The organism is Mycobacterium sp. IS-1590, assembly GCF_001500025.1.
GTDB lineage: Bacteria > Actinomycetota > Actinomycetes > Mycobacteriales > Mycobacteriaceae > Mycobacterium.
Genome location: NZ_LQIW01000005.1, coordinates 45,377 through 56,673 on the forward strand (window position 1 = coordinate 45,377; position 11,297 = coordinate 56,673).

An 11,297-nucleotide genomic window follows, 5' to 3' on the forward strand; every position below is an offset into this window, starting at 1 on the left:
GGAGCGGTGAGCGCTCCTAAACGTGCACAAACCGCGTCGTTTACTTGGGGGCGAAGCGCTGGCCGGCGTCCAGACGCAGGCACTGGCCGTTGAGCATCGGGTTCTCGACGATCGCGGCCACCAGCTTGGCGTACTCCTCGGGCTTGCCGAGCCGCTTCGGGAACGCCGCGTCCTTGGTCAGCGCCTTGGCGAACTCGTCGGGGATGCCCTCGGTCAGGCCCGTGGCGAACAGGCTCGGCGCGATCGCCAGCGCCCGGATGCCCAGGCTGCCCATGTCGCGGGCCATCGTCAGGCACATCCCGGCGATCGCGGCCTTCGACGCGGTGTAGGCGACCTGACCGATCTGGCCCTCGAACGCCGCGATCGAGGCGGTGTTGATGATGACGCCGCGCTCTTCCTGCTCGTCGTCGACGAGGTCCTGCTGGCTCATCTGCCAACCGGCCAACCTGCTGATGTTGAACGTGCCGATGAGGTTGAGGTCGACGCACTTGCGGAAGGTGTCGAGGCTGTGCGGTCCGTCCTTCTTGACCGTGCGCTCGGCGGCGCCGCCGCCGGCCGTCGTCACGATGATGTGCAGCCCGCCGAGCTTGTCGATCGCCTGCTGCAGCACCTTCTCGGTGCCCTCGAAGTCGGTGACGTCCACCTCGAAGAAGGAGCCGCCGATCGCGTCGGCCACTTCCTTGCCCTTCGACTGCGGACGGTCCAGAACCGCCACGTCCGCGCCTCGCTGAGCCAGCAACTCGGCCGTCGCCTTGCCGAAGCCCGACGCTCCGCCGACGACAATGGCCTTCTTGCCAGAAATCTCCACCTGGGTCTCCCCTTTCCAAAAAGAGCTCGATTCGTAAAGCAACCTAGCTGACGTCACCGTTAGGTAAGCCCGTCGGGTCGCCAACGTGAGTACGTTGAGCGGCATGACGTCGCGCAGCACCAAGTCGATGGGCGGCATCGCTGCGGCCGCCGTCGCGCTGGGCGTGACCCAACTGCTCGCCGTCTTCGTCGGGCCGCGGGCCGACTCCCGCACCGCGGTCGGGTCGACGGTCATCGACCTGACGCCCGCGCCGGTCAAAGAGTGGGCGATCAAGACCTTCGGCATGGCCGACAAACTCGTGCTGGCGATGCTGGTGCTCGCGGTGATCGCCGTCGTGGCCGCCGCCACCGCGGCGCTGGAGACGCGCCGCTTCCCCATCGGCAGCTTCGCGATCGTCGCGGCGGGTGTCGCCGGCTGCGCTGCGGTCCTCTCACGCGCGGGGGCCACCTTCGTCGACATCCTGCCGACGGTTGTGGGCACGGTCTGCGGGGTCGCGGTGCTGCGGCTGCTGACCTCGGGCCGGTTCACCGACGCCGCCGGGAACGCCGCCGACGACGGACCCGATCCCGGCCGCCGGCTGTCATTGATCACGCTGGGCTTCCTCGGAGCGGGCGCGTTGACCGGAGTGGGCGGGGTGGTGCTGTCCCGCCTCACGACCTCGGTCTCCGGCGACCGCACGGCTTTCGCGCTGCCACCGGTCGACGTCGCAGCTCCCCCGGTCCCGGCGACGGTGCAGCCGAAAGGTGTTGGCCTGCCGTCGTTCGTCACCCCCAACACCGACTTCTACCGGATCGACACCGCGCTGAGCGTTCCACAGCTGAGCCGCGAGAACTGGCAGCTGCGGATCCACGGCATGGTGGACCGCGAGATCACCTTGCGTTTCGACGATCTCGACCGCTTCGACGTGATCGAGAAACTCGTGACGCTTACATGTGTCTCGAACCCCGTCGGCGGCGATCTCATCGGCAACGCGACCTGGACGGGGTACCGCGTATCGGACCTGCTGGCCGAGGCCGGGGTGCATCGTGACGCGGACATGGTGCTGTCGACATCGATCGACGGGTTCACCGCGGGCACTCCGGTCGAGGCGCTCACCGACGACCGCGGCTCGCTGCTTGCGGTCGGCATGAACGGCGAACCACTGCCGACCGACCACGGCTACCCCGCCCGCCTTGTCGTGCCCGGGTTGTACGGGTATGTCTCGGCCACGAAGTGGGTGGTCGACCTCGAGGTGACGCGATTCGACCGGGCCCAGGCCTACTGGACGCGTCTGGGGTGGTCGCCGCGCGGGCCGATCAAGACGCAGTCGCGGATCGACGTGCCGCGCAGCGGTCAAGACGTGCCCCGCGGCTCCGTGACATTCGGTGGTGTGGCGTGGGCGCAGAACCGCGGGGTGCGCAATGTCGAGGTGCGCATCGACGGGCCCGACCGCCAGGGCGACTGGCGGCAAGCCGAACTCGGCGCCGCCTACTCGAACGAGACCTGGCGGCTGTGGAGCCTCCCGTGGCAGGCCACCGAGCCGGGTCGTCACACCATCACGGTGCGGGCCACCGACAACACCGGCGCGACCCAGACCGCCGACATCGCTCAACCGATCCCCGACGGCGCCAGCGGCTGGCACAGCGTCGACTTCGAGGTCACCTAACCCTTTCCCCGCCGCGAGCGACCGTGTTTGCGCCCTGACACGCCGCTGAAATGTGTGCAAACGCGGTCAGTCGCGCCAATCACCTGACCCGTGATGTCCGACCGCCGTGACAGGCTGAACCCGTGCAGTTACTCGACGTGGCCACGGCGTCGGCCGAGGTCGGTGCATCCTCGTCGCGGCTGGCCAAGACGGCCCGAATCGCCGACCTGCTGGCCCGTGCCGGCACCGACGGCGACGCCGACCAGGTCGCGGTCGTCGTGTCATGGCTGTCGGGTGAGCTGCCGCAACGGCAGATCGGTGTCGGGTGGGCCGCTCTGCGCTCGCTGCCGCCTCCGGCGCAGTCCGCGTCGCTGACGGTGCCGGACGTGCACGCGCGGTTCACCGAGATCGGGCAGGTCGCGGGCAAGGGTTCGCAGGCAAGGCGCGCCGAGCTGCTCGCCGGGCTGTTCGGCTCCGCCACCGCCGAAGAGCAGACATTCCTACGCCGGCTGCTCGGCGGTGAGCTGCGCCAGGGCGCACTGGTCGGCGTGATGGCCGACGCGGTGGCCAAGGCCGCCGACCTTCCGGCCGCCGCCGTGCGCCGCGCCGCGATGCTCGGCGGCGACCTGCCCGCGGTCGCGGCCGCCGCCCTGACCGTCGGCGAGGCCGCGCTGGAGCGGTTCACGCTGACGGTGGGCCGTCCGGTCGGCCCGATGCTGGCGCAGACGGCCGCCGGCGTTGCCGAGGCGCTCGAACGGCTCGGCGGCACAGCCGTTTTCGAGGCCAAGTTGGACGGCGCGCGCGTGCAGGTGCATCGCCGGGGTGACGAGGTTTCCATCTACACCAGAAGCCTCGACGACGTGACCGCCCGCCTCCCGGAGGTCGTCGACGCCGCGCTGGCGCTGCCGGTCTCGACGCTGATCGCCGACGCCGAGGCGATCGCGCTCAAACCCGACGGGCGACCGCACCGCTTCCAGGTCACGGCGTCGCGGTTCGGTCGCTCCGCTGACATCGCCGCCGCCGCGGCGGCCCAGCCATTGTCGGTATTCGTATTCGACCTTCTGCATGTCGACGGCGAAGACCTGCTCGACAAGCCGGCCGGTGAGCGCATCGAGGTGCTCGACACGCTCGTCCCGAAACTCCATCGCGTCGACCGCCTCGTCACCGGCGACGTCGACCAGGCGCGAGAGTTCTTGGAGCTGACGCTGGCCGCGGGCCACGAGGGCGTGATGGTGAAGTCGTTGACCGCACCGTACGAGGCCGGGCGCCGGGGGGCGGGCTGGCTCAAGGTCAAGCCCGTGCACACCCTCGACCTCGTGGTCCTCGCGGTCGAATGGGGGTCGGGACGGCGCAGCGGCAAGCTGTCGAACATTCACCTCGGCGCGCGGGATCCGCAGACGGGTGAATTCGTCATGCTCGGAAAGACTTTCAAGGGCATGACCGACGCCATGCTCGAGTGGCAGACCACCCGGTTCCTGGAGTTGGCCGACGGACCGACCGACGGTTATGTGGTGCGGGTGAGGCCCGAGCAGGTCGTGGAGATCGCGTTCGACGGCGTACAGACGTCGTCGCGCTACCCCGGGGGGATGGCCCTGCGGTTCGCCAGGGTGTTGCGGTACCGCGACGACAAAAGCCCTGCGGAAGCCGACACCATCGACACGGTGCGGGCGTTCCACCAGCGCGGAAGCTGAAGCCCGCGGTTTTCACACAGCGCCGGCGCAGCCGATGAAAGGATCGCCACATGGCATCTCCAACCGCTCCCGCAGAGCGCACAGAGGAAACCGAAGGCGACGTCACCTATGTCCGCACCGACAAGGATCTGCCCCCGGTCGCGATCATCGACCGGTCGCCGATCACCCTGCGGCACCGGATCATCTTCGGCGTCATCGCGGTGCTCGGCGCGGTCGCCTGGGCGGTGATCGCGTTCTTCCGCGGAGAGACCGTCAACGCCGTGTGGTTCGTCATCGCCGCGATCTGCACCTACGTGATCGGCTTCCGGTTCTACGCCCGGCTGATCGAGATGAAGATCGTGCGCCCGCGCGACGACAATGCCACTCCCGCCGAACTATTCGAGAACGGCACGGACTACATGCCGACCGACCGGCGGGTGTTGTTCGGGCACCACTTCGCCGCGATCGCCGGCGCGGGTCCGCTCGTCGGACCCGTCCTCGCCATGCAGATGGGGTACCTGCCCGGCACCATCTGGATCATCATCGGCGCGGTCGTCGCCGGCTGCGTCCAGGACTACCTCGTGTTGGCGATCTCGACGCGTCGGCGGGGCCGTTCGCTCGGACAGATGGCCCGTGACGAACTCGGGACAATCGGCGGTGGCGCCGCCATCCTCGGCGTGCTCGTCATCATGGTGATCCTGCTGGCGGTGCTGGCCCTGGTGGTCGTCGGTGCGCTCGCCGAGAGCCCGTGGGGCGTCTTCTCGATCGCGATGACCATTCCGATCGCGATCTTCATGGGCCTGTACCTGAGGTTCCTGCGGCCGGGCCGGGTGTCGGAGGTGTCGCTGATCGGCGTCGCGCTCCTGCTGCTCGCGGTCGTCGCCGGCGGCTGGGTCGCCGAAACCGCCTGGGGCACCGAATGGTTCACCTTGTCGAAGGTGAGCCTGTCGTGGGCCATCATCATCTATGGGTTCGCCGCATCCGTACTGCCGGTGTGGTTCCTGCTCGCACCGCGCGACTATCTGTCGACGTTCATGAAGGTCGGCACCATCGCGCTGCTGGCGGTCGGCATCGTGCTCGCGCGCCCGATCATGGAGGCACCGGCAATCTCGGCGTTCGCCACCGCGGGCACCGGTCCGGTGTTCGCGGGATCGCTGTTCCCCTTCCTGTTCATCACGATCGCGTGCGGTGCGCTATCGGGTTTTCATGCGCTGATCTCGTCGGGCACCACGCCCAAGCTGCTGGAGAAGGAAGGCCAGATGCGCCTGATCGGCTACGGCGGCATGATCACCGAGTCGTTCGTCGCGATCATGGCGCTGATCACCGCGGCCATCCTCAATCAGCATCTGTACTTCGCGATCAACGCGCCAGCGGCCTCGACGGGCGCCACCGCGGAGACCGCAGCGGCCTACGTCAACAGCCTGCCGATCGACGGCCCGCCGGTGACCGCCGAGCAGATCACTCAGGCCGCCGAGAGCGTCGGCGAAGAGTCGATCGTGTCCAGGACCGGCGGTGCGCCCACGCTGGCGTTCGGCATGTCCGAGGTGCTGAGCAAGGTGTTCGGCGGTGACGCGCTCAAGGCGTTCTGGTACCACTTCGCGATCATGTTCGAGGCGCTGTTCATCCTCACCACCGTGGACGCGGGCACTCGGGTCGCACGGTTCATGCTCTCTGATGGACTGAGCAACCTCGGCGGTCCGCTACGCAAGCTGAAGGACCCGAGTTGGCGTGTGGGAGCGTGGATCTGCAGCCTGGCCGTGGTCGCGGGATGGGGCAGCATCCTGCTGATGGGCGTCACCGACCCGCTCGGCGGCATCAACACGCTCTTCCCGTTGTTCGGCATCGCCAACCAGTTGCTGGCCGCGATCGCGTTGACGGTCGTGACCGTGGTGGTGGCCAAAAAGGGCCTACTGAAATGGGCCTGGATCCCGGCAATTCCGTTGCTGTGGGATCTGACCGTGACGATGACGGCGTCGTGGCAGAAGATCTTCTCCGGCGACCCGAAGGTGGGCTACTGGACTCAGCACTTCCAGTACCGCAACGCCAAGGACGCCGGTGAGACGGCGTTCGGCGCGGCCAAAAACGCCGGCGAACTGGACGCGGTCATCCGCAACACGTTCATCCAGGGCACACTGTCGATCGTGTTCGCACTGCTGGTGCTGATCGTGTTCACCACCGGGGTGATCATGGTGATCCGGACGCTCCGCGGCGGCGCCCCGCCGACGACCGAGGACGAACCGGTCCCCTCGCGGATCTTCGCGCCGTCGGGCCTGCTGATGACGGAACCGGAAAAGGAGGTGCAGAAGCAGTGGGACGCATTACCGATAGCGCACGCCAAATCGGTTCGTACTGGCGCACATTCGTAGGCGACCTGATGGGCGACACCCACTACCGGCGCTACGTCGAGCACCGGTTGCGGACCCATCCGGGTGAACCGGTGCTCTCCGAACGGGACTACTGGCGGATGCGGCACGCCGCGGCGGAGGCCAATCCGGGTGCGCGCTGCTGTTAGGTCGGGATTCGGCTGCACACGCTAGCCCGACGCGATGACCCCTTCGGAAATCCAGGGTGCCGCAGTCGTTTCGGCGCGGAAGGCGCCGGGGACGTCGTCGGTGACGGCCCATGTCGCGGCCAGCCGGCCCATACCTACCGCGTACGCACAATGCACGCCGAGCTCGACCAGTTCATCCTCGGCGAAATGGCGCCGAAGGTCGTCGTAGACGGCGTCGTCGATCGCGAGGTGATCGGTGGCGAACAGATCAGCGAACCGCAGCGCGCTGCGCTCGGCGTCCGACAGGTCGTCGGCTTCCTCCGGGCGCTCAAGGGAGCAGACCGCGTCCTCGGTGAGCCCGGCATCGACCGCGCTCTGGTAGCGCACCGACATGCAACTGCGGCACTGGTTGTGGAACGCGATGCGCAGCCGCACGAGCTCCACGAGCCTCGGCGACAGGGTGCCGCTGGATTGTAGTGCCGCGCGAAGCGAGCCGAGCGCCCCCGCCAGGTCGGGACGATGCCCGAGTATCGAGGCCACGCCCAGGTTGATTCGATCGCCCTCGCCCAGATCGTCGGTCGGGATCGAGGTAAAGGCCGACGACGGTGCAACTCGGGACATGGCCACCTCACATCGCAGGTTCTGGCGTCGGTACACGATAACTCGCCCGGTCGGAACCGTTGGGCGAAAAGCTCGGGCGGCAACGGGCCCGTGCGAGAAAGCCGGGCCGGTCTAGGCCGTCAGTGAGTAGCGGATCGGCAGGTGTTTGAGCCCGCCGACGAAGGTGGTCGCCACATTCTCGGGGCGGCCCGCCGGCTCGACGGCTTTCAGGCGGGGCAGCAGCTCGCTGAAGAAGCTGTTGACCTCCATGCGGGCCAATGCCGCGCCCAGGCAGAAATGCACGCCGTATCCGAACGCGACGTGCTTGTTGGGGTCACGGGCGATGTCGAAGCGGAAGGGATCGTCGAACACGTCTTCGTCGCGATTGCCCGAGACATAGGACAGCAGAACCGATTCCCCGGCCGCGATCGGGACACCCCGCACGATGGTGCCCTCGGCGGCGGTGCGCATGAAGGCCTTCACCGGCGTGACCCAGCGGATCATCTCCTCGACCGCCAGGGGCATCAGGTCGAGGTTGCTGCACAGCTTGTTTCGTTGGTCGGGGTTCTCGATGAGGGCCAGCATCCCGCCGGAGATGGTCGCGCTCGTGGTGTCGTGCCCCGCGGCGGCGATGATCGCGTAGTAGGAGATCGTGTCGATGTCCGACAGCGGTTCGCCGTCGATGGTCGCGTTGGCGATCGCCGAGGCCAGGTCATCGGTCGGGGTCTCGCGGCGCGAGGCCGTCAACGCGGTGAAGTACTCGAACATCTCGAGCAGCGCCGACATCTGGTCGGCCTGGTCCGTCCCACGTTTGAACTCGTCGTCGTCACTGCCGAACAGTTCTTGGGTGAGCTTGAGCATCAGCGGGAAGTCCGACTCCGGGATGCCCAGCAACGACATGATGACGTAGAGCGGAAAGTTCACCGCGACCTGTTGGACGAAGTCGCACTCGGTGCCGATGTCCATCATCTTGTCGACGTAGACCTTCGCAAGCTCGTCGACACGGATCTTCAACGCGCGCATCGCCTTCGGGCGGAACCAGTCGGCCCCGATCGCGCGCACGACGCGATGCTGCGGGTCGTCCATGTGGATCAGGGTGCGCACGCCGATGGCCGCCTGCTGCTCGTCGCCCTCTTTGGTGACCAGCACCGGCCGCGGATGGTTTGTGAACACATCGTTGGCCCGCTCGATGTCCATGATGTCGGCGTGCTTGGTGATCGCCCAGAACGGGTGGTAGTTCGGCACGTCGACCCACGAGACGGGTGCGTTGGCGCGCAGATGCGTCAGCGACGCATGCAGTTTCACCTCATCGGTGTAGGCCATCGGGGTGGCGAAGACCTTGGCCGCCTCGTCCATAATCGGTGTGCTCACGAACAACTCCTCTGAAACATCATGTGCCGCGCACTTCCTTCAGCACGGCGACTACCGTCGCTTCGTCGACCGAGCGTGGGAACCCGATCATCACCCGGTCGATCACGCCGTCACATCGGTCGCGGATCTTGGCGGCCAGCTTGTCGATCGGGGCGACGACCGCGAACGCCTCGAGGATCTCGTCGTCGATCAGCGTGCCCATCGCGTCCCACTCACCGGCGAGGCTGAGCCGGTGCAGCTCGTCGTGCAGGTCGCCCCACCCGTGCAGCGCAAGCACCTTGCGGTAGGCCGGCGTCGAACCGTAGAAGGCGATCTGCTTGCGGGTGGCGACGGAGGCCTCCGCGACCTCGCGCTCGTCGGCACCGGTCACCACGAAGATCGGACACGACACCTGAAAGTCGCTGCGCTGCCTGCCCGATCGAGCCATGCCGCGTTCGAGCGCCGGGATGGTGACCTCTTCGAAGTAGCGCTTGGTCGTGAACGCGTGGGCCAACACACCGTCGGCGACTTCACCGGCCATCTCGGTCATCGCCTCGCCCACCGCTGCGATGAACACCCGGGGGAACCCGTAGTCGTGCGGTTCGGGGGTGAACATCGGCGTCATGAGCTTGTGCGTGTAGAAGTCGCCATCGAACTGCAACCGCGTGCCGTCGCGCCAGCACGTCCAGATCTCGCGCATCGCGTGCACGAATTCGCCCATGCGTCGCACGGGTTGGCTCCACGGCATGCTGAACCGCTTCTCGATGTGCGGGCGAATCTGCGATCCCAGACCCACGATCAACCGGCCGCGCGAATACTCCTGCAGATCCCAGCCGATGTTGGCCACCGTCATGGGGTTTCGGGCGAATGCCACGGCGATGCTGGTGCCCAGATCGAGGCTTTCGGTGTGCTCGGCGGCCAGCGTCAACGGCAGGAACGGGTCGTGGGCCACCTCGGCGGTCCAGCATCCGTCGTATCCGCGCCGCTGCAAGGTGCCCGCCGTTTCGGCCACGTTGGCGAGCTGGCTGGAAACCGCTCCGTCGACCTTCAGGCCGGCGCCGCTAAGCATGGTCGTAGACGCTACAGTAAGCAATTCAGTATGGTCAACGAGGTCGTGTCGGTGCGACGATCGCCTATCCGTGGACAGGAGTTGTGATGACCAAGGCCGAGGATTGGCATGCCACGCTCGACGAGTTGTCGCGGCGGCGCCAGACCGCTTACGCCATGGGCGGCGCCGAGCGGGTCGCCAAGCACCACGACAAAGGCAAGCTCGACGCCCGCGCACGCATCGAGTATCTGCTTGACAAGGGCACGTTCCGCGAGTTCGGCACGCTGGTCGGGGGTGACATCGCCGCCGACGGCATCGTCGCCGGCTCCGGTTACCTCGACGGCAAGCCCGTGATGATCGGCGCCGAGGACTTCACGACGCTGGCCGGCAGCATCGGCCCGGGCGGAAACTCCAAACGGTATCGATTGGCGGAGTTGGCCGTGCGCGACAAGGTGCCGCTGGTGATGCTGCTGGAGGGGGCGGGTTTCCGTCCCAGCGGCGAACACTACGGCCGCACCCCCACCGACCTTCTCGCCCAGGCGCAGTGTTCGGGCAAGGTGCCGATGGTCGCCGGCCTGCTCGGGCCGTCGGCCGGACATGGCGCGCTGGTCGCTCCCGTCTGCGACTGGACGATCATGAGCCGCCAGGGCGCCATCTTCACCGCGGGCCCGCCCGTGGTGAAAGAGTCCACGGGCGAAGACATCTCGAAGGAAGACCTCGGCGGGCCCACGGTGGCCCTCGCCAGCGGCGTGATCCACAACATCGCCGACGACGACGAAGCCGTGCTCGACGACATCCGCCGCTACCTGTCGTACTTTCCGGCCAGCGCCTGGTCGTATCCGGAGTCGCTTCCCGCCGACGAGGCGGCCGCCCCGCGGAGCACGCCAGAACTGCTCGACCTCGTCCCCCGCGGCAACCGGCGCGTCTACGACATGCGCCGCGTCCTCGACGTCGCCTTCGACCGCCCCGACTGGTTCGAGATTCAGCCGAAGTTCGGGCCCGCAATCATCTGTGCGCTCGCCCATCTGGGCGGTCACCCCGTCGCGGTGGTTGCCAACCAACCGCAGGTGATCGCCGGGTCGATCGACGCCGACGCCGCGGACAAGGCGGCACACTTCATCACCGTCGCCGACTCCTTCCACCTGCCTATCGTGTTCCTCGCCGACAACCCCGGCATGCTGCCCGGCAGCCGGTCGGAGAAGGCCGGCGTGCTGCGCAGCGGTGCGCGAATGTTCGCCGCGCAGACCGCGGCGACGACGATCAAGCTGCACGTCACGCTGCGCAAAGCGTACGGCTTCGGCTCAATGGTGATGTCGCTGTTGGGGTTCGACAACCAGAGCGCGACGTTCGCGTACCCGGGGGCAACGATGGGCGCGATGAGCGCGGCCGCACTCAGCAAGGCTTCACACGCCGCGGAGGACGTCGAAGCGCGGTTGCGCCAGATGGAGGTCGAAGCCTCGTTCCGGTCCGCCGGCCACCTCGGTTTCGACGACCTGATTCATCCCGAGGAAACCCGAAACGCGCTGCTGTGGGGGCTTCAGCGTGCGGTCTACAGCCGCCAGGCCGCCCCCGAACCGGTTGCCCGCACGGTCATCACGCCCTGACCTCCAGCCCCGTCTTTCCCCACGAGCGTGCGTGTTTGCACACGACACGCGGCAAATATTCAGCGCTACAAGCACTTTCGCGCGCGACGACGGTGCGTATAC

Annotated in this window: 9 protein-coding genes; 5 read left to right on the forward strand and 4 right to left on the reverse strand. The window is 67.5% G+C overall.

What is annotated here, in order from left to right:
- Window positions 1-40: 40 nt before the first annotated feature.
- Entirely contained in the window at window positions 41-808 is a 768-nt protein-coding gene (locus AU197_RS05955) for an SDR family NAD(P)-dependent oxidoreductase (RefSeq protein WP_064401607.1), read from the reverse strand.
- A gap of 103 nt (window positions 809-911) precedes the next feature.
- Here AU197_RS05955 and AU197_RS05960 point away from each other — a divergent pair, with 103 nt between their 5' ends.
- From AU197_RS05960 to AU197_RS25915, 4 genes are all read left to right on the forward strand, one after another.
- On the forward strand, window positions 912-2,453 hold the full coding sequence (locus AU197_RS05960) for a molybdopterin-dependent oxidoreductase (RefSeq protein WP_064401608.1): 1,542 nt from the start codon (window positions 912-914) through the stop codon (window positions 2,451-2,453).
- A 122-nt stretch (window positions 2,454-2,575) separates the two neighbouring features.
- Window positions 2,576-4,123: an ATP-dependent DNA ligase gene (locus AU197_RS05965; RefSeq protein WP_064401609.1), complete on the forward strand. Its 1,548-nt coding sequence runs from the start codon at window positions 2,576-2,578 to the stop codon at window positions 4,121-4,123.
- Window positions 4,124-4,173: 50 nt separating this feature from the next.
- Window positions 4,174-6,468, forward strand: a complete 2,295-nt coding sequence (locus AU197_RS05970) for a carbon starvation CstA family protein (RefSeq protein WP_064401610.1) — start codon at window positions 4,174-4,176, stop codon at window positions 6,466-6,468.
- An 8-nt stretch (window positions 6,469-6,476) separates the two neighbouring features.
- Window positions 6,477-6,614, forward strand: a complete 138-nt coding sequence (locus AU197_RS25915) for a YbdD/YjiX family protein (protein WP_502687858.1) — start codon at window positions 6,477-6,479, stop codon at window positions 6,612-6,614.
- 21 nt (window positions 6,615-6,635) lie between these two features.
- Here the strand turns inward: AU197_RS25915 and AU197_RS05975 are convergent, their stop codons facing one another.
- The 3 genes from AU197_RS05975 to AU197_RS05985 form a co-directional block, all read right to left on the reverse strand.
- Window positions 6,636-7,214 carry a carboxymuconolactone decarboxylase family protein gene (locus AU197_RS05975; RefSeq protein ID WP_064401688.1) on the reverse strand — a complete coding sequence of 193 codons (579 nt, stop codon included), beginning with the start codon at window positions 7,212-7,214 and terminating at the stop codon, window positions 6,636-6,638.
- Between the two features lie 111 nt (window positions 7,215-7,325).
- A complete protein-coding gene (locus AU197_RS05980) occupies window positions 7,326-8,549 on the reverse strand; it encodes a cytochrome P450 (RefSeq protein ID WP_064401611.1) in 1,224 nt (407 codons plus the stop codon).
- Window positions 8,550-8,583: 34 nt separating this feature from the next.
- The gene (locus tag AU197_RS05985) at window positions 8,584-9,612 is read right to left on the reverse strand and encodes an LLM class F420-dependent oxidoreductase (protein ID WP_064401612.1); all 1,029 of its coding nucleotides are present in this window, start codon (window positions 9,610-9,612) and stop codon (window positions 8,584-8,586) included.
- 86 nt (window positions 9,613-9,698) lie between these two features.
- Here AU197_RS05985 and AU197_RS05990 point away from each other — a divergent pair, with 86 nt between their 5' ends.
- Window positions 9,699-11,195, forward strand: coding sequence for an acyl-CoA carboxylase subunit beta (locus tag AU197_RS05990; protein WP_064401613.1), 1,497 nt, complete (start codon window positions 9,699-9,701; stop codon window positions 11,193-11,195).
- Window positions 11,196-11,297: the final 102 nt, after the last annotated feature.

Coding starts and splice junctions, on each gene's coding strand:
- AU197_RS05990 (WP_064401613.1), top strand. CDS start 9,699: ATGACCAAGGCCGAGGATTGGCATGCCACGCTCGACGAGTTGTCGCGG.
- AU197_RS05975 (WP_064401688.1), bottom strand. CDS start 7,214: ATGTCCCGAGTTGCACCGTCGTCGGCCTTTACCTCGATCCCGACCGAC.
- AU197_RS05985 (WP_064401612.1), bottom strand. CDS start 9,612: ATGCTTAGCGGCGCCGGCCTGAAGGTCGACGGAGCGGTTTCCAGCCAG.
- AU197_RS05980 (WP_064401611.1), bottom strand. CDS start 8,549: ATGGACGAGGCGGCCAAGGTCTTCGCCACCCCGATGGCCTACACCGAT.
- AU197_RS05970 (WP_064401610.1), top strand. CDS start 4,174: ATGGCATCTCCAACCGCTCCCGCAGAGCGCACAGAGGAAACCGAAGGC.
- AU197_RS05960 (WP_064401608.1), top strand. CDS start 912: ATGACGTCGCGCAGCACCAAGTCGATGGGCGGCATCGCTGCGGCCGCC.
- AU197_RS25915 (WP_502687858.1), top strand. CDS start 6,477: ATGGGCGACACCCACTACCGGCGCTACGTCGAGCACCGGTTGCGGACC.